Source organism: Solirubrobacter soli DSM 22325, assembly GCF_000423665.1.
Lineage (GTDB): Bacteria > Actinomycetota > Thermoleophilia > Solirubrobacterales > Solirubrobacteraceae > Solirubrobacter > Solirubrobacter soli.
Genome location: NZ_AUIK01000009.1, coordinates 101,277 through 123,542, shown reverse-complemented (window position 1 = coordinate 123,542; position 22,266 = coordinate 101,277). Strand labels below are relative to the sequence as shown.

Genomic DNA, 22,266 nt, shown 5'->3' with positions numbered 1-22,266 from the left:
AGCAAGGTCCCATTACTGGGACTCGGGGAGGATTTAATCCAACAGGGGGGTTGTGAATGCGCTCACGCGCATCCGCGCTGATGCTCGCGCCGCTGGTCGCGCTGGCACTGGCGCCTTCGGCTGCTCATGCTGCCGACACGCTGTCGCCGTACAAGGCGACGGTATCCGCGGCCCAGGTCGCGGACATGAAGACGCAGGGCTACGACGTGCAGGAGGCGGGGGCCAACGGCGACGCGGGGCTCCAGGACGTCGAGCTGATCGCTTCCGACAGCCAGAAGAAGGCGCTCGAGGCCGACGGCATCGACCTCGCCGCGCTCCCGGTGGACAAGCCGGTCGCCAAGAGCGCCGCGCTCGGGGACAGCCCGAACCCGTTCTTCAACGTCTATCGCTCCTACATGGAGCCGGGCGGCATCGCCGACGAGATGAAGGCGCTCGCGGCGGCCAACCCCGACGTGATGAAGCTCGAGCAGTACGGCACGTCGACGCTCGGCAAGCCGCTCTACACGATCAAGATGACCGCGAACGCGCGCAACGTCGCCGACGGCTCGCGTCCCGCGATCCTGTTCTCCGCGGTCAACCACGCTCGTGAGTGGATCGCGGCCGAGATGGGCCGCCGCCTGCCGATCTGGTTCGCCGAGCACAAGAACGACCCGGAGATCCAGCGCCTGATCTCCGATCGTGAGCTGTGGTTCGTCCCGATCCAGAACCCGGACGGCTACGACTTCACCTTCACCTGCGGCCTCGGCGCCGCGCAGGTCCCGTGCGACTACCGCGTGCGCACCGCCGACGACAACCGCTTCTGGCGCAAGACGCTGCGCGACAACGACGCCAACGGCATCTACGGCAACAGCCAGGACGGCGTCGACCCGAACCGCAACTACCCGGCCAAGCGCGGCATCGACGAGGAGGGCGCCTCCAACTCGTTCAGCTCGGAGACCTACCGCGGCCCGTACGCGCTGTCCGAGCCCGAGAACCTCGGCATCGACCGCCTCCAGCGCCGGATCGGCTTCGAGGCCAACATCAACTACCACTCCGCGGGCCAGCTGCTGCTGACGCCGGTCTCCTACACGACCGACTACTACCCGCCCGACTCGACGCTGTTCGACGCCATCACCGGCACCGACGGCGACGAGGCCGTGTTCCCGTACCGCTCGCAGCACTCGTCGGACCTCTACGAGTCCAACGGCGACACGATCGACAACGCGTACATGAACTACGGCATCATCGGCTGGACGCCGGAGATGGACACGTGCGCCACGCTCGGCGAGCCGTCGGGCTGCAACCAGTTCGCCTCGCCGGACAACGAGTCCAAGATCGCGGCCGTCTTCCAGAAGAACCTCGCGTTCGCTCTCAACGTGGCGGGCTCGATCAAGAACCTGGGTCGCCCGAAGAGCTTCGACAACGACCCGAGCCACTACCAGGTCAAGCCGACCCAGGACATCCAGCTCAACCGCTTCGACGTCTCCTATGGCGGCAAGCAGGTCATCGAGGCCACGATCCGCAAGGAGCTCGGTGACGCCGACATCACCGTCAGCGTCGTCGGCCAGAACGGCAACGTGACCATCCCGATGACCGCCGCGCCCGCGGGCGAGCGCTACAACGAGGTCAAGGGCTACTACTTCGAGCGCCGTCAGGCGACGTTCCCCGGCGTCATCGGCACCCGCAACATCGCGGCCGGCGACATCGTCGACGTGGTCGTCAAGGCGGGCGGCCTGCAGAAGGAGTTCCGCTACCGCGTCGAGGCGCTGCCCGACGCCGTGCCCGCCGGCGGCACCGCCAAGAAGCGCGTGCTCGTCGTCGCCGCCGAGGACTACACCGGCGTCTCGCCGAACGTGACGCCCGGCTACGCCACCGCGCCGCGCTACCTGGCGCAGCACGTCGCCGCCCTCGAGGCCGCCGGCTACGAGGTCGAGACGTTCAACGTCGACGCGCCGCCGCTGTGGGGCGGCCAGGTCTACGCCAGCGACACGCGGTTCAAGTACCCGACGAACCTGGGCGTGCTGTCGCACTTCGACGCCGTCAACTACTACACCGGCGACGACTTCATCCCGCAGGAGGCGACGGACACCAACCCGCGCCGGATCGCCACCGCCACGACCCAGACGGGCTCGATGGAGATGGCCCCGTGGGCGCACAAGGTGATGCTGGAGCTGCGCGAGTACGCCAACAACGGCGGCAAGCTCCTGGTCGACGGCCGCAACGTCCACCAGATCTTCACCTCCAACAGCGCGAGCCTGTCGGCGACGGGCCCGTACAACTGGACGCCGGACAAGCTGTACGGCTTCTACTACCCGGAGAACAACTCCGGCGACGACGACACGCCGGGCACGGCCTGGCAGCGTTCGCGCGGCATCTCCAACGACACCTGGCAGAACTACCTGGGCGTCATCGGCCGCCAGTCCGGCGTCGGCGTCACGCTGCAGACGACGGCCAACTCGAACAACCCGAACATCCAGAACTACCCGGTCGCGGCCGCGGCCGGCGGGCTCTTCGCCGGCATGGCCCCGGTCACGCTGGACGAGGGCTCGACCAACGACCCGAACCAGAACGCCGACGGCACCGCGTTCCCGCAGCCGCGCATCCCGCTGCGTCTGCGCAACTGGGGCCCGACCAACGAGCCGCTGCGCGCGGAGACGGTCCAGGCCGACTTCCAGACGCCGGTGACCTACACCACGTCCGGTGGCGCGATCATCTCGACGCGTGACGCGGTGACGTTCGGCTTCGGTCTCGAGCAGGCCGACCAGACGTCGCGCAACGAGCTGGTCAAGCGGGCGATGGCCTACCTGCTGCCCGCGACCGCCGACACCACGGCGCCGACGATCGTCGGCTTCAAGTACCCGGCCGCCCTCTCGACCGCGACCCCGCAGGACCCGGTCGAGGTCGAGGTGACCGCGTACGACGAGCGCGGCGACATGGACTACGTCGACCTCAAGGTCGGCGACACGCTGATCCAGCGCACCGAGGTCTATCCGTTCCAGTTCCGCTACACGCCGCCGGCTTCGGCCGTCGGCAGCGTGGTGACGCTGACCGCGGAGGCCGTGGACAAGGCGGGCAACAAGTCGACCCGCACGCTGCTGCTCAACGTGCTCGACGGCGACGCCCGTCCGCAGACGCCGGTCCCGGTCAACCCGCCGTCGCTGGTGGGCACGCCGACGGTCGGCTCGCAGCTGAGCTGCATCAACGGCGGCTTCCTGAACTCGCCGAAGAAGCTCGAGTACGCGTGGCTGCGCAACGGCGTCGTCATCGCCGGCGCGACGTCGCCGACGTACACGCCCGTCACGGCCGACATCGGCCAGGGCGTCGCGTGCCGGATCACGGCGACCAACGACGCCGGCAGTGGTGACGCGACCTCGGCCGCGCTGATCATCAGCACTCCGGCGACGACGACCACGACGACGACCACGACGACCACGACCTCGGCCGCACCGGTCATCGTCACGAAGGCCGGCGTCGCGTTCGCGGCGGCGTGCAAGCTGGCGTCCAACCGCAAGTCGATCACCTGCGCCGTGTCCTCAAACACGACCGCGAAGATCAGCGGGACGATCCGCCTCCAGGGCCACAAGACGGCCTCGGCGGCGAAGACCGGCAAGAAGAAGGTCACGCTCACGCTGCGCTCGACCAAGGCCCTGAAGAAGGGCGCCAAGGTCGTGCTCAAGCTCAAGAGCGGCAAGACGACGAAGCAGCTGACCGTCAAGGTCAGCTGATCTGAGTGAGGGGCCCCGGGTTGTCCGGGGCCCCTCTTCTCAGCCGCGCTTGAAGTGCAGAAGCCCGAGCTCGGTCGCGAGGACCGTCTCGGAGCCGCGCTCGGCGCTCTCGGCGGCGATCGCCAGCGCCTGCTCGTGCGTCTTGGCGAGGAGCTTGTTGAGCTTCTTGAAGCCGCGCGCGTCGAGTTCGAGCGGGGTGCGCGAGAGCACCACGTCCGGGTCCTCGAGCGTGCCGGCGTCGGCCGCCTGCCCGAGATCGGTGACGAGCTCCTGGATCGTCTCGCCGGTCAGCTCGCGACGCAGCCCTGACGGCAGCGTGCGCCACTGGTCCTCGTCCAGGTTCGGACGGGCCGTGGCTTTGTAGAAGTGCTGCAGCGCGCCGCGGCGTGGTTCGGTGCGGACGAGCTCGACGCAGTCGTAATCGCGCAACATGCGTACGTGGTAGGAGACGACGCCGAGTGGAGCGCCCAGCTCCACGGCGAGGTCGCCCGGGCTCGCGACACGCTCGCCGAGCCGCTGCAGGATGCGTGCCCGCAGCGGATGAGCGAGGGCTTTCGCGATCCGGGCCTCCGAGGTCTCCCCTGGAGGTCTGGTCCGGCTATTACCGGATGGGGTTGATGAACTGGTGGGCATGGTCGGAGCCAAGCGTACCCGTCAGCGCCGTGACATCCTCACAGAAGAGCGTCAACGCGCCAACTGAGGTAGCGCTTATGAACTTTGACGTGAGGCTTGCGGGTTGCTCTTAAATGCCGTCCGACGGACCTTGCACATCGGGTTGCAACCGGTTTACGATGGGGATGCCCAAGCGGTCGGCATCCCTCACGGACCCCCCGAAGAGCGACCCCTGCCGACCTCCCGCTCTGTCCTGACCAGACCAGCTTCGGCTGATAGGAGCGGCACCTGGAGCAGGGAGGGCCGGCGGTGCGCCGGCCCTCCCGGACCCCTCAGGCGAACGTCGCCATGCGCACGAGCGTGCGCTCGATGTCGTCGTTCGTCGTGCGCGGGTTGATCGTGCACAGGCGAGCGACGCTGCGCCCGTCGAGCAGCGTCGTGCTCGGCGCCGTGTAGCCGTCGTCAACCGTGCGGCGGACCATCTCGTCGGTCTGGTCGTCCGTCGCGCCCGTGCGACGGAAGCAGACGATCGCGAGTCTGGCGGGTGAGACGACCTCCCACGCCGGATCGGCCCTCAAGGTCGCCTCGGCGTGCTCGGCCAGCGCGATGCAGCGGGCGATCGCGTCGCGGAACGCGTCGAGGCCGAAGGTCCGCAGCGACAGGTAGAGCTTCAGCGCCCGGGCGCCCCGGGTGAGCTGCGGCCCGCGCTCGCGGAACTCGACGAAGTCGGTCTTGGTGTCGCGCAGGTAGGCGCCGTCGAGCGTGAACGTGTGGCGCAGGAGGTCCGTGTGACGGACGAGCACCGCGCCGATCTCGTACGGCTGGAAGAGCCACTTGTGCGGGTCGATGACGAGGCTGTCGGCGCGCTCGATGCCCGCCAGCAGGTCCTCGCCCTGCGGCGTCAGCCGGGCGGGCGCGCCGTACGCGCCGTCGACGTGGAACCACAGTCCCTCGCGCTGGGCGACGTCGGCGAGGTCGTTGAGCGGGTCGACCGAGCCGGTGCTCGTGGTGCCGGCCGTTCCGACGAGCGCGAAGGGCGCGAGGCCGGCTTCGCGATCGAGGCGGACCGCGGCGTCGATCGCCGCCGGCTGCAGCCGGTGGTCCGGATCGGCCTTCAGGACGCGCAGGTTGGCGGGGTTGAAGCCGAGGATGCGCCACGCCTTCGTGATCGCGGCGTGGGTGTGCTCCTGCACGTAGGCGGTCGCCTGGTCGCGGTCGTCGACGCGGTCATGCGCGGCCGCGGCGAGCGCGGTGAGCGTGCCGACGCTGCCGCCGGACACCAGGACGCCCTCGGTGCTCTCGGGCATCCCCATCCAGGAGCGCAGCCAGTCGAGCGTGGCGAGCTCGACCGCCGACGCGCCGCCACCGCCCGTCCAGCTGCCCGCGAACGTGTTGTGGCCGGTGCCGATCAGGTCGCCGAGCACCGACACCGGATTGCTGGGACTGGAGACGCGGGCGAACATCCGCGGGTGCTCGGCGCGCATCCCGCGCGTGAGGATGTCGTCGAAGAGCTCGTCGATCGTCGCCCGCGGGTCGCCCGGCCCGTCGTTGCACGGCGCGATGCTGCGGTCGTCGAAACCGGGATCGATCCTGGCGATCGGCGGTTCCGCGTCGAGCTGCTCCCAGCGGTCGACCAGCCGGTCCCACACGTGATGGCCGAGGCGGCGCAGCTCGTCCGGCGGAAGGCTCAGCGGATCCAAGGCGGCGACAATACTCAGCCGCACCATTCGGCGGCGAACTGCGCCAGCACGAGCGTGGTGGCTTTGACGCTCTCGAGATCCACCCACTCGTCGGGGGCGTGGAGGTTGCCGCCGATCGGGCCGTAACACGTCGCGGGCGTCTCGTCGTGGACGACGAACGCGCGGGCGTCCGTCGTGCCGGTGAAGGCCAGGAGCTCGAGCGGCTCGCCGTGGACGGCGGTGTGCGCGCGGCCGAGGACGTCGAAGATCGGCTCGGTGCCGGCGAGGGAGAAGCCGCGGGCCTGGAAGCCGCGCCACTGGACCGGCGCGCCGACCGCCGCCTCGAACCGTTCGCGCACCGCCGCGAGGTCCTCGCCGGGCGAGGCGGCGAGGCGCACCTCGAGCACGCACTCCTCCGGCACCGAGGAGGCCCAGTCGCCCGCCCGGACGACGCCGACGTTGTAGTTGAGGCGCAGCGGGGCGTTGACGTTGACGATGCGCTCCAACTCGCGGATGCGCTCGATCACCGGCAGCGCGTTCACGACCGCGTTCGACGCCTCGTGCGCCCGTTCGGCGTGGGCGGCCTTGCCCGTGACCGTGACGGTCGCCCACAGCACGCCGACCTGCTCACGCAGCGCGAGGTGGTTGAACGGCTCGGGGATCACCGCGGCGTCGGTGCGCGGGCCGCGCGCCCGGCACGCGGCCGCCCCGTTGCCCGTGCACTCCTCCTCGATCACGCTCTCGACGCAGATCCGGCCGCGCAGCTCGACGTCGCGCAGGGCCCGCAGCGCGCCCAGCATCGCGACGACGCCGGCCTTCATGTCCGCCGCGCCGCGGCCGTACATGCGGTCGCCGTCGACCGTCGCGCCCCACGGGTCATACGACCAGTTGCGCTCCACGCCGACCGGGACGACGTCGATGTGACCGTTGAACGTGAGCGAGCGGCCGCCACCCGTCCCGCGGCGCAGCGCGGTCACGTTCGGCCGGCGGGTGTAGTCGATCAGCGGCGGCGACCCGGCCGGGCCGATCTCGGCCACGTCCCACATCTGCGGCGAGAGCCCGATGTCGGCGAGCTCGGCGGCGACGAGCTCCTGCGCGTCGCGCTCGCGCCCCAGCGTGCTCGGTGACCGCACCAGGGCGGTCAGCAGCTCCAGCTGGTGGTCCCACCCCGCCTCGACGGCACTGCGCAGGTCCATGGGTCAACGGTGGCACACTCCGGGCGGTGACCGACTTCTACCTGCTCGACGAGAAGCTCACCGACGAAGAGCGGACGATCCGGGATCGCCTGCGCGAGTTCTGTACGGCGGAGGTCACGCCGATCATCAACGGCTATTGGGAGCTGGCCGAGTTCCCGTTCGAGCTCGTGCCGAAGATCGCCGCGCTGCACATGGCGGGCGGGACGGTCGAGGGCTACGGCTGCCCGGGGATGAGCGCGACCGCGGCCGGTCTGATCTCGATGGAGTGGGCGCGCGCGGACGGGAGCGTCGGGACGTTCTTCGGCGTGCACAGCAACCTCGCGATGCAGTCGATCGCTCTACTCGGCTCGGAGGAGCAGAAGGCGCGGTGGTTGCCGCCGATGGCGGACCTGGACGCGATCGGCGCGTTCGCGCTGACCGAGCCCGACCACGGCTCCGACGCGGTACGGCTGGAGTCCAGCGCGCGGCGCGACGGCGACGAATGGGTCCTGCGCGGGCGCAAGCGGTGGATCGGCAACGGCACGATCGCCGATGTCGTGATCGTGTGGGCGCGCGACGAGGACGGCCACGTCGGCGGCTACCTCGTCGAGAAGGGCACCCCCGGCTACAACGCGACGGTCATGACCGGCAAGACCGCGCTGCGGGCCGTGTGGCAGGCCGACATCGAGCTCGACGACGTCCGCGTGCCGGCCGCGAACAAGCTCCCCGGGTGCCGGAACTTCCGCGACGTCGCCGGCGTGTTGTCCAGGACCCGCTACACCGTCGCCTGGCGCGCGCTCGGGATGGCGATCGGCGCCTACGAGTCGGCGTTGAGCTACGCGCAGCGGCGCGAGCAGTTCGGCAAGCCGATCGCGAGCTACCAGCTCGTTCAGGACAAGCTCAGCCGCATGCTGGCCGAGATCACCGCGATGCAGCTGCTCTGTCTGAGGCTGAGCGAACTCGCCGACGACGGCCGCCTCACGGCCGGGATGGCGTCGCTGGCGAAGATGAACCACGCCGCCAAGGCGCGCGAGATCGTCGGCATGGCGCGCGACATCCTCGGCGGGAACGGGATCCTCCTGGAGAACCACGTCGCCCGCCAGCACGCCGACATGGAGGCGATCTTCACCTTCGAGGGCACCGACTCCATCCAGTCGCTGATCGTGGCCCGCGAGATCACGGGCCACAACGCGATCACGTGAAAGCGGGAAGCCCCGTGATCGCCTGACCCAGGATCAGCGTGTGCATCTCGTGCGTGCCTTCGTACGTGTACACGCTCTCCAGGTTGTTGGCGTGGCGCAGCACCGGGTACTCGAGCGTGATCCCGTTGGCGCCGAGCACTGAGCGGGCGGTGTGGGCGACGTCGAGCGCCGTGTGCACGTTGTGGTACTTGCCGAACGACACCTGCTCGGTCTTCAGCGTGCCCGCGTCCTTCAGGCGGCCGAGGTGCATCGCGAGCATGATCGACTGGTTGACCTTGACCGCCATGTCGACGAGCTTGGCCTGCGTGAGCTGGAAGCCGGCGATCGGCTTGTCGAACTGCACGCGGGTCTTGGCGTAGTCCAGCGCGGCCTCGTAGCACGCGCGCGCGGCACCGGCGGCGCCCCAGACGATCCCGTAGCGCGCCTCGTTCAGGCACGAGAGCGGCGCGCGCAGCGAGGTCGCCTCCGGCAGCCGGTTGGCCTCCGGCACCTCGACGCCGTCGAGCACGAGCTCGGACGTCACGCTCGCCCGCAGCGAGAGCTTGCCGTGCATGACCGGCGCGGTGAAGCCCGGCATGCCCTTCTCGACGAGGAAGCCGTTGACCTTGCCCTCCTCGTTGCGCGCCCACACCACGGCCACGTCCGCCAGCGAGCCGTTGGTGATCCACATCTTGGTGCCGTTGAGCACCCACTTGTCCCCGACCTTCTTCGCGCGTGTGCGCATGCCCGCGGGGTTGGAGCCCGCGTCGGGCTCGGTCAGCCCGAAGCAGCCGATCGTCGTCCCCGCCGCCATCCCGGGCAGCCACCGCTGCTTCTGCTCCTCCGAGCCCCAGCGGTAGATCGCGAACATCGCCAGCGACCCCTGCACGGAGCAGTAGGAGCGCAGCCCGGAGTCACCCGCCTCGAGCTCCAGGCACGTCAGGCCGTAGGCGGTCCCCGACGCACCCGCGCAGCCGTAGCCCTGCAGGTGCATGCCGAGCAGGCCGAGGTCGCCGAGCTCCTTCCCCGTGCTCTCCGGCAGCGAGCCGTTCTCGAAGTACCCCGCGACGTGCGGAAGGAACTTCTCGCGCACGTACTGGCGCACGGTGTCGCGGATCAGGCGTTCCTCGTCGTCGAGCAGGCCGTCGAGCGAGAGTGGATCGCGTGGATCGAAGGCAGGAAGGGTGGGAGCGGCGGCGGACATCAGTGCAGCGTAGAACTCCGCTAATTGTCAGGTCATTGTGGGTAGCCCGGTCCGCATGCGCACCTGGCCCGCCTACCGGACGCTGTGGGTGTTCCTCCTGCTCGGATGGACCGTCAGCGCCGCCGACCGCGCCCTCACCGGCCCGGTCGTCACCTGGATGATCGACAACAACGTCGCGTTCCTCGCGGACGCGGACAAGCCCTACGCCCTCGGCGGCCTCATCGGCGGCCTGTTCTTCGCCGGCTACATGCTCACCCAGTTCCCCGGCGGGTATCTGGGCGACAAGTACGGCCACAGGACATTGATCGTCGTCAGCCTCGTGTGGGCGGGCATCGCGACCATGCTCTCCGGCGTCGTGTCCGGCATCGTGGCGTTCATCGCGGTGCGCGTGATCACCGGCCTTGGTGAGGGCGCGTTCTACTCCAACGACCGCTCGCTGATCGCCGAGAAGACGCCGCCGGAGAAGCGCAGCCTCGGCATGGGCGTCGTGATCACCGGACTGTCGATCGGCATCACGATCGCGGTCGTGTTCGCGCCGGACATGATCAAGCTCGGCGGCGACGTCTTCGCGGCCGCGCAGGCCTGGCGGATGCCGTTCCTGATCCTCGGCGCCGCGACGCTCGTCGTCGGCCTGGCCTGCTTCGCGTACTTCCGCCGCGAGGCGCGCGGCCTGCCGTACGGCCGCGCCGCGTTGCACTTGATGGGCTTCAGCGCGATCGGCCTGGCCGCGGTGATGGCGGTCTACTTCGTCGGCGACGCCGCCGGGCTGAGCGACCTCTGGATCGCGGTCCTCGAGGTCTGCCTCGCGCTGATCCTCGTCGCCTTCGTCTTCAGCCGCCGCAACAGCGACGTCGGCGCGGTCCTGCGGTCGCGCGACCTCGTGCTGATCAACCTCGCGTTCATCGCGGTCCTGTGGAACCTGTGGTTCTTCGGCTTCTGGTCGGTCTCGATCGTCGCCGACGCCGCCGGGTCGAGCTTCGCCCGCAGCGCCATGATCGCGGCCTTCAACGCGGGTGCCGGCATCCTCGGCTTCCCGGTGGGGGGCTGGTTGAGCGACGTCGCGGTGCGCTCCGGTCACGGCCGCAAGCCGCTGCTGATCGCGTTCACCTCCGCCCAGCTCGTGCTGACGGTGATCTTCGGGTTCGTCGTCGCGGCCGGCGGCGCCAACGTCTGGGTGATGGCGGCGCTGCTGTTCAGCGCGTCGACGTTCTTCAACGCGATGCAGCCGATCGCGCACGCGATGGTGTCCGAGATCGCCGCCCCGGAGCACCTCGGCACGGCCTTCGGCATGAACAACCTGATCGGGGAGATCGGCGCGGTGCTCTCCCCCGCGGTGTCCGGCGCCCTGCGCGACGCGACCGGCGGCTGGGCGGCCGCGGTGTTCGTCGACGCCGGGCTGATCGCCGCCGCGATCGTGCTCTTCCTGTTCGTGCGCGAGGGCGCGCGGATGGGGTCCACCGGACGGTTCCGGCGGACCCCGGCGCGAACTACGGTGTCGTCGTCGACAGGGTGAACGTCAGCGTCTTGGAGTAGGTCCCCGTGCGCAGCGCGTCGGTCGCCTTCACGAGCTGCTTGAAGCCGATCGTGACGCTGTCATTGGACACGGGCCCGTTCCAGGCGGACTTCGAGAACGAGACCTGGAGCGGCTCCGGCAGCGTGAACGCCCCGTTGGCCAGGCGACCGGGATCGCCGACCGTGAGCGCCGCGTCGCCCGCGCTCGAGACCACGTTCGCCATCGTGGAGGCCGTGTACTCCTTCGTCGTGCCCGGGATGAACGCGCCGAAGTTGGCGGGCGCGCCGAGCGTCAGCGACAGCGTCGCCGGGACGCTCCCGCTCACGGGCGCCTGCACCTGCGTGATGCCCTCGCCGATCGCCGGCGCCAGCGCGCCGGAGCCGCCCACGACCGGGATCGTGAACGTGCTGTTGGCCAGGTCGAGCGAGACCTGCGCGCCCGCGGCCGGGCGGATCGTGTACTCGCGATCGCTCGAGAACACCATCAGCGCGAGACGACGGCCGGCGGCGATCACGGCGTCCTTGGCCTGCATCGTGAAGTTCAGGCGGTAGAACGTTCCGGGCATGGTCGGCTCGGAGACATAGTCGGAGTTGCGGTTCTCCGGGTCCATCCACCCGCGGGTCACGATCGTGCCGGCGCCTGAGCCCTCCGGGAAGGACACGAGCGCGGCGCTGAAGTTCGCCCGCTTGGAGAAGGCGACGTTGAGCGAGACCTTCGGCGAGCCCGAGATGCGGATCGCGTTCTTGAGCGGGTCGGTCTGGTAGATCAGCCGGTTCGGCGAGGTCGCCGCGTTCATCAGCGTCGTACCCGCGATCGTGGCGTCGTCGGTCAGCGTCTCCGTGCCCGGCTGCGCCAGGTCGAACGTGAGCGCGCCGCGGCCGGCGCCGCCGGCCTGGAGGCGCAGCGTGGCGTCGGACGTGGCGGGATCGGGCCAGTCGGCGTACGGCGTCGGGTTCGTGGTGCCGCACACCAACGAGACGGTCGCCCCGGCCGGCGCCGTGATCGTCCCGGCGAGCGTCAGCGTGTTGCCGCTGATCGCGTTGATCACGCGCGCCGTGTTGGACGGGATCGTGACCGTGTTGCCGACCTGCAGGGCGCCGGCGTCGGCGACCGTCACCGTGGTGCTCGCGGCCGCCGCCGCGGAGAGCGTGGTGGTACGCGGCGGGCACTGGTCGGCCTCACGCACGACCCACGACTTCGGCTGGTTCTGCACGCCGTTGTCCTGGCCCCACAGGTACTTGGTGAACCAGCGGTTGGCCATCTCGTTCGGCAGCGGGTTGGAGTGGCCGGCCTGGTGGAAGTAGAACTGGCGCGGGACGTTGTTGCGCTTCAGGACGTCCCACAGCTGCGCCGCGTTCTTGGTCATGACGTTGAAGTCGTTGTTGCCGTGGACGAGCAGCGTCGCGGCCTTGATCTTGTCCGCGTCCTTCATGTAGTTGCGCTCGTCCCAGAACGCGCTGCGGTTGCCGGAGAGCCGGTCCTCGTTGGCCGTGATCTCGTCGATGATCGGCCAGCACTTGGTGCGCGGGCCCGGCGCCTCGTCGGCGCGCGAGTAGGTGTACTCGGCCAGCACGTCGAGGTCCTCGCCGAGATAGCCGTTGTTGCCGTTCTGGCCGCCTTGGGCGGAGTGCGGCGCGCGGACGAGGCCGTTGGCGCGGTAATAGTCGTACCAGTCGGAGATCGCCGCGACCGGGACGATCGCCTCGAGGCCCTGGACGGCGGTCGTGGCTGCGGCGACCGGGATCGTGCCGTTGTAGGAGGTGCCCATCATCCCCGTCTTGCCGTTGTGCCAGGCGGCGGCGGAGGTCTCCTCGGTGCCGGTGCGGGTCGTGTAGCCCTTCGCGCGGCCGTTGAGCCAGTCGATCACGGCGACGGCGCCGAGCGTCTCGTTGCGCGCGCCGGAGGTGGTGCAACCGTCGGAATGGCCGGAGCCGGGCGACTCGGCGTGGACGACCGCGTACCCACGCGGGACCCAGTAGGACTCGTACGCGGTGCTGATCCGCGGGCTGGTGTTGCCGGCGGTGAAGTACGGCGCGCGGATGCGGGCCGCGGGGGCCTGGCCGAGCTCGTGCTCGACGCTGAAGTTCGGCGACGCGCTGCCGCCCGCGTAGTACGGGCTGTCCTCGAAGATCACCGGGACCTTGAGGCCGTCGGTGTCGGTCTCCTTCGGGCGCGAGACGTCGACGTGGATGCGGTCGTTCTTGCCGTCGCGGTCGGAGTCGAAGCTCGACTCGACCCAGAGCTCGTAGTTGACCCAGTCCGCGGTCGCGGTGGCGAACACCGGCTGTGCCAGGCCGTTGACGAACGTCGGCACCGCCGGCGCGGCCAGCGCCGTCGTCTTCGCGGCAGCCGCCGCAGGCGCCTTCAGATCCGCCTGTGCAGTCCCGACCAGTGCGGACAGGACGATCGTCCCACCCAGCACCAGACTCTTTCCGATCACCCTCGTTACCCCCTCGTTGTGAATCACGAGGGAGTTTGACGTGAAGGTGAAATGAGAGCACTACCCGGGCGCGGAGATGTCTCCACGCCCGGGCTATGCGAATTACGGGGTTGTGGTGGACAGGGTGAACGTCAGCGTCTTGCTGTACGTGCCCGTCCGCAGCGCGTCATTGGCGTTGATCTGCTGCTTGAACGTGATCGGCACCGACTCGTTCGAGGTCGGGGCGCTCCACGTCTTGACGACACCGAGGCCCTGCAGCGGCTGCGCGAGCGCGAAGGCGCCGTTGACCAGGTAGCCCGGGTGATCGGAGCTGGCGTCGGCGACGCTCAGCGTCGCGTCGGCCGCCGTGCTGATGACCGTCGCCGTCGTGGACGCCGAGTACTCCTTCGCGACGCCCGGCGTGAACGCGCCGAAGCTCGCCGGGGCGCCCATCGTCAGGGACAGCGTCGCCGGGACGGTGCCGCCCGCGTCACCCATCGCGTTGCCCGTGGCGGACGCGAGGAGGTCGGACCCGCCGACGACCGGGATCGTGAACGAGCTCTTGCCGAGGTCGAGCGTCAACTGCGTGCCCGCGGCCGGGTGGATCGTGTACTGCTGGTCGCTGGAGAACACCATCAGCGCCAGGCGGTTGCCCGCCGGGATGATCGCGTCCTTGGGCTGCATGTCGAAATCGACCTGGTAGAAGGTGCCCGGCGTGATCGGGTCGGACACGTAGTCGGAGTTGCGGTTCTCCGGGTCACGCCAGCCGCGCGTGATGATCGTGCCCGCGCCGCCGCTCGCCGGGTAGCTGACGAGCGCCGCCGAAAGGTTCGCCTTCGGCTTGGAGAACGCCAGGTTCAGCGACACGTGGGGCGTGCCTGAGATGCGCACGTCCTTGGTCGTGATGTTCGTCTGGTAGATCAGGCGGTTCTGGGACGTGGCCGCGTCGCGCAGCGTCGTGTCGGCGATGCTGAAGTCGTCGGTCAGCCCCTCGGTCGTGCCGGCCGCGGCGCCGACGAAGCCGAGCTTGCCGCGGGTGTTGCCGCCCGTGCCGAGCTTCTGCGTGACGTTGGCGGCCGTCGGGTCCGGCCACTCGGTGTACGGGGTCGGGTTGGCCGTGTTGCAGGCCAGGAACACCGTGGCGCCGTTGGCGACCTTGGAGCCGGCGGCGGTGGCGACCGCGGCCGTGATCGTCACGTGCGTGGCGTCCGGGATGTTGGTGATGACGCTGGTCGGGTTGCTGATCGTGCCGTTGGCGGCGGTCACCGGGATGGTCAGCGTCTGGCCGACCATGAACGGCGCGCTGCTCGCGACCGTCAGCGTGGCGGTGTTGGACTGGTCGCCCGTCACCGTCGTCTGGCGCGCCGGGCAGGTCGCCGTCTCGCGCACGACCCACGACTTCGGCAGGTTCTGCACGCCGTTGTCCTGGCCCCACAGGTACTTCGTGAACCAGCGGTTGATCATCGCGTCCGGCGGGGCGCCGCCGTGGCCGCCCTGATGGAAGTAGAACTGGTGCGGGACGTTCTGCGCCTTGAGCGCGTCGTAGAACTGCGCCGCGTTCTTGGTCATGACGTTGAAGTCGTTGTTGCCGTGCGCGAGCAGCGCCGCGGCGTGGACGTTCTTGACGTCCTTCATGTAGTCGCGCTCGTCCCAGGCCGCGTTGCGGTTGCCGGACAAGCGGTCCTCGTCGACGCCGATCTGCTGCATCTTGCCGCGGCAGATCACGCGGCCGGGCGGGTTGGTCTCGTCGATGCGCGAGTAGACGTCGTCGACGAGCACATCGAGGTCCTCGCCGAGGAAGCTGTTCGTACCCGTGCCGCCGGCGCGCGAGTGCGGGGCGCGCACCATGCCGTTGGCGCGGTAGTAGTCGTACCAGTCCGAGATCGCCGAGATCGGCACGATCGCGTCGAGGCCGATGACGCCCGTCGTGGCCGCCGCCTCAGGGAGCGTGCCGTTGTACGACGTGCCCATCATCGCGGTGTGGCCGTTGTGCCAGTTGACCGGCGGCGCCTCGACGTTGCCCGTGCGCGTCATATAGGCCTTGCGGCGGCCGTTGAGCCAGTCGATGACCTCGGTCGCGCCGAGCGTCTCGTTGCGGCCGCCCGAGCTCGGGCAGCCGTCGGAGTAGCCGGTGCCGGGCGACTCGGAGTGCACGACGGCGAAGCCGCGCGGAAGCCACTGGGCCTCGTAGATCGTGCTGATCGTCGGGCTCGTGTTCTTGGCGTTCCAGAACGGCGCGAACGAGCGGACTGGCGGTGTCGCGCCGAGCTCGTGGTTGACGTTCCAGTTCGAGTAGTTCGGCGCGGTGTTGGCGTAGTACGGGCTGTCCTCGTAGATGACCGGGACCTTGAGGCCGTCGGTCGCCGTCTCCTTGGGCAGCGTGTAGTCGGCGTGCAGGCGGTCGAGCTTGCCGTCGCCGTCGGAGTCCATGTCGGACTCGACCCAGACATCGCCGCTGATCCAGTCGGCGGTGTTGGCGGAGAAGACGTTCTGGCTGAGGCCGTTGACGAACGTCGGGACGGCGGGCGCGGGCTCCGGCGCCGGGGCGGCCATGGCGCCCGGGCTCGTCGCGGCGGCCTTCGGCGGCAGCGGGTTCGCCTGCGCGGTACCGACGATCGCCGCCATCGCGACCGTCGCCGTCAGCGCGCTCGCTTGCGCGAAGCGCTTTCCAAACTCCATATAGACCCCTCTCTTCAGACCCTCTACTGGCGAATTAGCAGTCTGTTCGCGAGAGGGCCTCGCCGCAACGGTCAACCGACGTGGCGGGCGCGGAAATGTCTCCACACCCGTATAACGCGTTCTCATGCGCGTGCTTCTGCTGGGTGCCGGCGACCTCGCCGAGGAGGTGTCGGAGGCGCTCGAGGCGGGAGGCGCGTCGGTGCGCTTCCTCTATGACGCCGACGACGAGTCCGTGCAGGGCGCGCTGCTGGCGGGCGACGTCGACGTCGCCTGTGTGGCGGCGCGCGAGGACGCGTTCCCGCTGCGGATGGCGCTGCTGATCCGCCACTACTCCGACGTGCGCCTGGTGGTGACCGTCTTCGACCCGGCGATGGCGCGTCAGCTGCGCGAGACGGTGCCGGACTGCGCCGTGACCTCCGTGGCCGACATCGTGGCGCCGGTCCTGGCCGGTCCGTGCATCGACGAGTCGCTGGCCGGTGTGCATGGTGATGTCGGCCTCGACACGTCGCTGCGCGAGGTGCCGCTCCCGGCGGTGCGCGCCCGGCGCGTGGGTGCGTTCCTCTCGGCGGTGCTGACCCCGTACGACCGCAGCGCCGCGCTGCTCTTCTACGGCGCGCTCGGCCTTGCCGTGATGCTCGCGTTCGAGTGGGTGGGGTCGATGATCGTGCTCGACCAAGGCGCGGCCGACGCGTTGTACGGCTCGGCCAAGTCGCTCGCCACGGTCGGGCCGAACCCGGCGGTCGACGACGGGCCGTCGTGGTTCAAGGTCGCGATCGTGGTGTCGATGCTGCTGACGCTGCTGTCGGCGGCGTGCTTCACGGGCGGCCTCATCAACCGTGTGGTGGACTCACGGCTGACCGGGCTGGTCGGCCGCCGTGCGGTGCCGCGCCTGGATCACGTGGTGGTGATCGGGCTCGGGCAGGTCGGGCTGCGGCTCTGCCTGCTGTTGCGCGAGCGCGGCGTGCCGGTCGTGGCGGTGGACACCGAGGCCGAGGGCGAGAACGTCGGCTTCGCGCGGCGCATGAAGCTCCCGGTCGTCATCGGCCGCGGCGCGAACCCCGACATGCTGCGTCGGCTGCGGCTCGATCGCGCCCGCTCGCTCGCCGCGGTCACGTCGGACGATCTGCGCAACATCGAGGCCGCGCTCGCGGCCCGCGCGTCCGACCCGTCGTTGCGGATCGTGCTGCGGGCAGGCGACGGCGAGATCACCGACGAGACGCGTTCGCTCGAACGGATCGGGCATGTCGTCGACGTGCACCGGGTCGCGGCGGCGTTCATCGCCGGACTCGTCCTCGGGCGCGGGTCCACCGCCATCGCCGTGCGCGACGGACGGCCGTTTCTATGGGTCGGCGATGATTGGGAGGAGTTCCCGCTGGACATATCCCGTTGATGTTCTTCGACGGGTTCTCGCTGGAGCGGGTGCGCGGCCTGCGGGTGCGCCACGGCGGATCGGGGCCGGTCGTCCTGCTGCTGCACGGCCACCCGAGGACGCACACGACCTGGTGGCGGGTGGCGCCGCTCTTGGTGGACGCCGGGTTCACGGTCGTCTGCCCGGACCTGCCGGGCTACGGGGAGTCCGTGCGTACGCCACGCCAGACCAAGCGCGAGATCGCGGCGGAGCTGGTGGCGACGATGGGCGAGCTGGGGTTCTCCGAGTTCGCGGTCGTGGGCCACGACCGCGGCTCCCCCTGCGCGCACCGGCTCGCCGTCGACCACGACGTGACGGCGTTGGCGCTGATGGACGGGATCCCGATCCTCGAGCACCTCGAGCGCTGCGACGAGCGCTTCGCGTCGTCGTGGTGGCACTGGTTCTTCTTCGCCCAGACCGCCAAGCCGGCCGAGGACTGGATCGTCCGCGACCCGCTGGCGTGGTATCGCGCCTCGCCTGAGGCATTGGGGCCCGAGAACTACGAGGACTGGCGGCGGGCGGTCACGAATCCGGAGGTCATCCGCGCGATGGTGCAGGAGTACCGGGCCGGGTTCGAGGTCGATCGCTTCGACGAGGCGGCCGATCGTTCCGCCGCGCGCTTCGTGGCCTGTCCGACGCTGATCGCCTGGTCGGCGCGCGACGACCTCGAGGAGTTGTACGGCGACCCGGTCGAGGTGTGGCGGGCCTGGACGCTCGGGCCGTTGTCAGGGGTGCGGATCGACTCGGGTCATCACATGGCCGAGGAGGCGCCGGACCAGCTGGCCGGCGCCCTCGTGCCGTTCCTCAGCTCTTGAGCTCGAAGCGCCGGGAGGAGGAGAAGGTCCCGCCCTGGTCGGCGCGGACGCGCCACCACATGCGGGTGGTCGGGAGGCCCGAGACGGTCGCGGTGGAGGTCGCGGTCGTGATCTCGCGGGTGAGCGGGGCGCTGAAGGACTGCGAGTCGTCGATCTGCAGCGTGTAGCCGGTGGCGCCGGGGACGTCGCTCCAGTCGAAGGTGACGGTCGCGCCGGGGTTGAAGCGGGCGTCGGCGGCGGGGGAGACGGGTTGCGGGGCGGGGAGTGGGCCCGCGGTCGCGGTCGCGGTGGCGGTCGCCGTCGCCGTGGCCGTGGCGGTCGCGGTGGCCGTCGGGGTCGGCGTGGCCGTTCCCGCGCCGAACTTCGCCACGAAGGCGTCGCCCCAGAAGATCAGCGGGTCGCCCGCCCACGTGCGGTCGAAGGCGCCGGGCGTGGTCGGGAAGTCCGGCGAGAACGTGGAGCCGGTGATCAGGACGTTGCCGGCGGGGTCGAGGGCGATGTCGCTCGCCCCCTCGCCGTCCGTGCCGCCCAGCGTGGCCTCGTCGGAGAGCGTGGTCCCGCTCGCGTCGAGCCGGCCGATCCACGCGTCCCCGTTGCGGCCTCCGGCGAGCCACACGCTCCCGTCGGCCGTGGGCGCCACGGCCGCCGCGCCGGCGTCGCCCAGCGACCGCGAGTAGACCAGCGCGCCGCCGGTGGCGTCCAGCTTGAGCGCGAAGCTCCCGCCGCCGACGCCGGGGAAGTCCGTCGAGAGGCTGCTGCCGACGAGGTAGGCGTTCCCGGCCGAATCGATCGCGAAGTCGCCGCCGAAGTCGCTCTTGGAGCCACCGATGAACGTGCTGTAGACGAGCCCGTTGCCGGCCGGGTCGAGCTTCGTCGCGAAGAGGTCGAAGCGCTCGTCGAACGCGCCGCCGTTCTGCGTGGTGTCGAAGGCGCCAGGGGTGGTGGGGAAGGCGCTCGAGCGCGTCGACCCGCCGACGAACGCGTTGCCTTGGGCGTCGACCTGGATCGCCTCGGGCAACTCGTTGTCCTCCCCGCCGAGGCGGGTCGAGTACGTGAGCGCGGAACCGGTGGCGTTGAGCTTGGTGACGAACGCGTCGAAGCTGCCGTTGGGCGTCGTGTCGAACGCGCCCGCGGTCGTCGGGAAGTTGGTCGAGCCGGTCTGGCCGGCGACGTAGGCGTTGCGGTTGCCGTCGAGCGCGATCGCGAGGGCGTCGTCGATGTCGAACCCGCCGAGGAACGTGCTGTAGGTCAGCGCGTTGCCGGCGGCGTTGAGCTTGGCCACGAACGCGTCGTACTGGTCGATCCCGCAGCGTGGGCAGGTGTCGACGTTGAACGTGCGGTCGAACGCGTTGCTCGTCGTCGGGAAGTTGCTCGACTTCGTCTGCCCGGCGATGTACGCGTTGCCCTGGGAGTCCACGGCGATCGCCCGGCCCCAGTCGAAGTTCGTCCCGCCGATGAAGGTGCTGTAGATCGCCGCCGTGCCCGCCGGGTTGAGCTTGGTCACGAACACGTCGAGGTTGTTGCTCGCCGCGCCGGTCCGGTCGTAGGCGCCCGCGGTGGTCGGGAAGTCCGGCGACTGCGTGAAGCCGGTCACGTACGCGTTGCCCTGCGCGTCGGTCGCGATCGCCGCGCCTTGTTCGTGCGCGGAACCGCCGAGCAGCGTCGAGTAGGCGAGGCCGGGGTCGATCACCAGCGGTTGGGTGCGGTCGTACGCGCCGAGCACGAAGCCGTAGCTCGTGCCGTCCGTCGTGTAGCGGGACGGGATCACGCGGCCGTTCTGGATGGCGACCGGCGCGGCGTCCTGGAGCACGCCGAGCGCGGTGTCGATCCGCAGCGTGCCCTGCGGGTCGACCCGGAGTCCGTCGACGCCCTTGTAGTCGAGCCGGATCGCGCTCGGGTCCGCGCCGGGCTGGAGCCGGAACTCGTACTTGAGCGTGCCCTGCTCGCCCCGCAGCGCGAGATCCGTCCCGGGCCACAACTCCGGATATACGACCTCCTCATAGGCCGGGACGTTCGTCCGCGTCGCTCCGGGCCGCAGGTAGTTCACCGGTCCGGGGGCCAGGCGGCGCCCCGTCGGCCGCACCTCGTGGTTGGCGTGCTCGAAGCGCAGATGCAGCGCGACGCCCAGCCCGGACGGACGCTCGAGCGCCAGCGCGATCTCGCGTTGCGTGAGGTAGAACGCATGCCCGGGCCCTCGCACCTGGAACCGCACCTGCCTGTCGGCCTGGCCCCGGTTCTCCACGAACGTCAGCGGGAGACCGGGTTCCGGCGCGGGCGCCGCCGAGCGCGTGCCGCCGCAGGCGGTGACGCCGAGGACCAGCACGAGCGGGACCGACCACTTGAGACGGAGCATCACGTCCGACCTCCCCATTGGTGTGCGTTCTCTCATACGCACTCCCCCGGCGGCCGGTTCGGCACCGGACGAACATGTCAAATGACATGGTGCGCCGGATTCAGGACCGCTAACCATGCGGACGCCATGCGCCCACGTCACAAGCTGCCGCGTCGCCGCGGCACGAACCCGCCTGCCCGACCGTCAGGCCCGGCGCCGCCCTGCCGGCCGCGTCCGCACGAGGGCGTCGTGCGCGCGATGGCGCGCCGCGGCTCCCCGCGACGTTGGTGCTGAGTCACCCCGCCCGGACGACGCACGAACCCTCGCGTTCGGGCTGCGAAGCGGGTTCGCCGCCGGCTACATCGTCGGCCACGACGTCGGCCACCACGTCCAGCACCTCCTCGGGACGCTCCAGCGCGTCGCGGCCTGCGACACCTGCACCTGACCCGCGGCCGTGGATGGGCGGTCCCGGGCTCGAACCGGGGACCTCCTGCTTGTAAGGCAGGCGCTCTGACCAACTGAGCTAACCGCCCGGGCCGCGGGCTCAGGATAACCACGGGATTTGGTCACAATGTCGGCATGGGTGAGGATCGCGACGCGCTGAGGGCCGCTCGATCGGCATATGCCGAGGGCGGGAACGTCATGCGACTGTTCCGGGAGCGCGATCCAGAGGGGCGCAACAGCGCGGACGCCGTGCTGATCTCGTACGACCTCCAGAGCGGGACGTATCGGCGGCTGCTGGACGATCCTGAGCACCGCGCGCGGGTCGAGCGGTACACGGCGGCGATCGCGCGGGTGCTCGACGAGTTGGAGTTCGACTCGATGCTGGAGGCCGGGACCGGCGAGGCGACGACGCTCGTCGCCGTGTTGGACCGGCTCGCGCGGGTCCCGGGGCGGGTCGCGGCGTTCGACCTCGCGTGGTCGCGGGTCGCGCACGGCCGGGCGCACGCGCGGGAGGCGGGCGTGTCGGCGCCGGAGCTCTTCACCGGCGACCTGTTCGCGATGCCGGTCGCCGACGACGCCTTCGATCTCGTCTGGACGGCGCACGCGCTCGAGCCCAACGGAGGCCGCGAGCTCGAAGGGCTCGCCGAGCTCGCGCGGGTCACCCGCCGCTGGCTCGTGCTGTTCGAGCCCGGCTACGAGCTGGGCGGCCCGGGAACCCGCGAGCGCGTCGAGGAGCACGGCTACGTGCGCGGGTTGCCGGCGGCGGCCGAGCAGGTCGGACTGACGATCGTGCGGCACGAGCTGCTGAGCGACCCCATCTCCCCGGTCAACGAGACGGCGGTCCTCGTGCTGCGCAAGGACGACGGCGCCGCGGCGCCCGCCGAGTGGCGGGCCTGCCCGCGTTGCCGGCAGGCGCTGCTGGCGCTCAAGGGCGAGCTGTTCTGTCCGGCCGAGGGCCTCGTGTACCCGATCGTCGACGGCATCCCCTGCCTGGACGCGCGCAACGCGGTGGTCGCCAGCGCGTTCGCCGACGACCTCTGAGCACGAAAGCGGTTCGCAACAAAGTCCCACGCCGGATTTTGTTGTGTGGTACATCATCCG

The 22,266-nt window shown here is 70.3% G+C and carries 14 protein-coding genes and 1 tRNA gene; 7 read left to right on the top strand and 8 right to left on the bottom strand.

Annotated elements, in window-relative coordinates:
- Positions 1–56 precede the first annotated feature (56 nt).
- Positions 57–3,704, top strand: a complete 3,648-nt coding sequence (locus G569_RS46385) for a M14 family metallopeptidase (protein ID WP_037495251.1) — start codon at positions 57–59, stop codon at positions 3,702–3,704.
- 39 nt (positions 3,705–3,743) lie between these two features.
- On the opposite strand, the gene G569_RS0107590 is transcribed toward G569_RS46385, so the two are convergent.
- The 3 genes from G569_RS0107590 to G569_RS0107575 form a co-directional block, all read right to left on the bottom strand.
- Positions 3,744–4,337, bottom strand: coding sequence for an ArsR/SmtB family transcription factor (locus G569_RS0107590; protein WP_084284440.1), 594 nt, complete (start codon positions 4,335–4,337; stop codon positions 3,744–3,746).
- 311 nt (positions 4,338–4,648) lie between these two features.
- A complete protein-coding gene (locus G569_RS0107580) occupies positions 4,649–6,016 on the bottom strand; it encodes a pyridoxal phosphate-dependent decarboxylase family protein (RefSeq protein WP_028062975.1) in 1,368 nt (455 codons plus the stop codon).
- Positions 6,017–6,030: 14 nt separating this feature from the next.
- A complete protein-coding gene (locus G569_RS0107575) occupies positions 6,031–7,191 on the bottom strand; it encodes an ArgE/DapE family deacylase (protein WP_028062974.1) in 1,161 nt (386 codons plus the stop codon).
- 26 nt (positions 7,192–7,217) lie between these two features.
- On the opposite strand from G569_RS0107575, the gene G569_RS0107570 reads away from it, so the two are divergent.
- Entirely contained in the window at positions 7,218–8,372 is a 1,155-nt protein-coding gene (locus G569_RS0107570) for an acyl-CoA dehydrogenase family protein (RefSeq protein ID WP_028062973.1), read from the top strand.
- On the opposite strand, the gene G569_RS0107565 is transcribed toward G569_RS0107570, so the two are convergent.
- A complete protein-coding gene (locus G569_RS0107565) occupies positions 8,365–9,555 on the bottom strand; it encodes an acyl-CoA dehydrogenase family protein (RefSeq protein WP_028062972.1) in 1,191 nt (396 codons plus the stop codon). The two genes, G569_RS0107570 and G569_RS0107565, sit on opposite strands and share 8 nt — an antisense overlap.
- A gap of 55 nt (positions 9,556–9,610) precedes the next feature.
- On the opposite strand from G569_RS0107565, the gene G569_RS46380 reads away from it, so the two are divergent.
- Positions 9,611–11,068 carry an MFS transporter gene (locus G569_RS46380; RefSeq protein WP_064750288.1) on the top strand — a complete coding sequence of 486 codons (1,458 nt, stop codon included), beginning with the start codon at positions 9,611–9,613 and terminating at the stop codon, positions 11,066–11,068.
- Here the strand turns inward: G569_RS46380 and G569_RS46375 are convergent.
- On the bottom strand, positions 11,043–13,508 hold the full coding sequence (locus G569_RS46375; RefSeq protein ID WP_169542092.1) for a Xaa-Pro dipeptidyl-peptidase: 2,466 nt from the start codon (positions 13,506–13,508) through the stop codon (positions 11,043–11,045). The two genes, G569_RS46380 and G569_RS46375, sit on opposite strands and share 26 nt — an antisense overlap.
- 102 nt (positions 13,509–13,610) lie before the next feature.
- Positions 13,611–16,166 carry a Xaa-Pro dipeptidyl-peptidase gene (locus tag G569_RS57460; protein ID WP_053226005.1) on the bottom strand — a complete coding sequence of 852 codons (2,556 nt, stop codon included), beginning with the start codon at positions 16,164–16,166 and terminating at the stop codon, positions 13,611–13,613.
- A gap of 124 nt (positions 16,167–16,290) precedes the next feature.
- Here G569_RS57460 and G569_RS46365 point away from each other — a divergent pair, with 124 nt between their 5' ends.
- Both G569_RS46365 and G569_RS0107540 read left to right on the top strand, forming a co-directional pair.
- On the top strand, positions 16,291–17,556 hold the full coding sequence (locus tag G569_RS46365) for an NAD-binding protein (protein WP_053226004.1): 1,266 nt from the start codon (positions 16,291–16,293) through the stop codon (positions 17,554–17,556).
- The gene (locus G569_RS0107540; RefSeq protein ID WP_028062971.1) at positions 17,556–18,389 is read left to right on the top strand and encodes an alpha/beta fold hydrolase; all 834 of its coding nucleotides are present in this window, start codon (positions 17,556–17,558) and stop codon (positions 18,387–18,389) included. Before G569_RS46365 ends, G569_RS0107540 begins: the two co-directional genes overlap by 1 nt.
- Here the strand turns inward: G569_RS0107540 and G569_RS0107535 are convergent.
- Positions 18,379–20,742 carry a DUF7948 domain-containing protein gene (locus tag G569_RS0107535; RefSeq protein WP_028062970.1) on the bottom strand — a complete coding sequence of 788 codons (2,364 nt, stop codon included), beginning with the start codon at positions 20,740–20,742 and terminating at the stop codon, positions 18,379–18,381. The two genes, G569_RS0107540 and G569_RS0107535, sit on opposite strands and share 11 nt — an antisense overlap.
- A 115-nt stretch (positions 20,743–20,857) precedes the next feature.
- Between G569_RS0107535 and G569_RS66295 the strand changes: the two genes are divergently transcribed.
- On the top strand, positions 20,858–21,166 hold the full coding sequence (locus tag G569_RS66295) for a neutral zinc metallopeptidase (protein WP_157591883.1): 309 nt from the start codon (positions 20,858–20,860) through the stop codon (positions 21,164–21,166).
- Positions 21,167–21,180: 14 nt separating this feature from the next.
- Here G569_RS66295 and G569_RS0107530 read toward each other — a convergent pair.
- A tRNA-Val gene (locus G569_RS0107530) sits at positions 21,181–21,254 on the bottom strand.
- A gap of 46 nt (positions 21,255–21,300) precedes the next feature.
- On the opposite strand from G569_RS0107530, the gene G569_RS0107525 reads away from it, so the two are divergent.
- Positions 21,301–22,206, top strand: coding sequence for a methyltransferase domain-containing protein (locus G569_RS0107525; RefSeq protein WP_064750287.1), 906 nt, complete (start codon positions 21,301–21,303; stop codon positions 22,204–22,206).
- Positions 22,207–22,266: the final 60 nt, after the last annotated feature.

Coding starts and splice junctions, on each gene's coding strand:
- G569_RS46385 (WP_037495251.1), top strand. CDS start 57: ATGCGCTCACGCGCATCCGCGCTGATGCTCGCGCCGCTGGTCGCGCTG.
- G569_RS0107590 (WP_084284440.1), bottom strand. CDS start 4,337: ATGCCCACCAGTTCATCAACCCCATCCGGTAATAGCCGGACCAGACCT.
- G569_RS0107575 (WP_028062974.1), bottom strand. CDS start 7,191: ATGGACCTGCGCAGTGCCGTCGAGGCGGGGTGGGACCACCAGCTGGAG.
- G569_RS0107565 (WP_028062972.1), bottom strand. CDS start 9,555: ATGTCCGCCGCCGCTCCCACCCTTCCTGCCTTCGATCCACGCGATCCA.
- G569_RS46380 (WP_064750288.1), top strand. CDS start 9,611: ATGCGCACCTGGCCCGCCTACCGGACGCTGTGGGTGTTCCTCCTGCTC.
- G569_RS57460 (WP_053226005.1), bottom strand. CDS start 16,166: ATGGAGTTTGGAAAGCGCTTCGCGCAAGCGAGCGCGCTGACGGCGACG.
- G569_RS46365 (WP_053226004.1), top strand. CDS start 16,291: ATGCGCGTGCTTCTGCTGGGTGCCGGCGACCTCGCCGAGGAGGTGTCG.
- G569_RS0107540 (WP_028062971.1), top strand. CDS start 17,556: ATGTTCTTCGACGGGTTCTCGCTGGAGCGGGTGCGCGGCCTGCGGGTG.
- G569_RS0107535 (WP_028062970.1), bottom strand. CDS start 20,742: ATGCTCCGTCTCAAGTGGTCGGTCCCGCTCGTGCTGGTCCTCGGCGTC.
- G569_RS66295 (WP_157591883.1), top strand. CDS start 20,858: ATGCGGACGCCATGCGCCCACGTCACAAGCTGCCGCGTCGCCGCGGCA.
- G569_RS0107525 (WP_064750287.1), top strand. CDS start 21,301: ATGGGTGAGGATCGCGACGCGCTGAGGGCCGCTCGATCGGCATATGCC.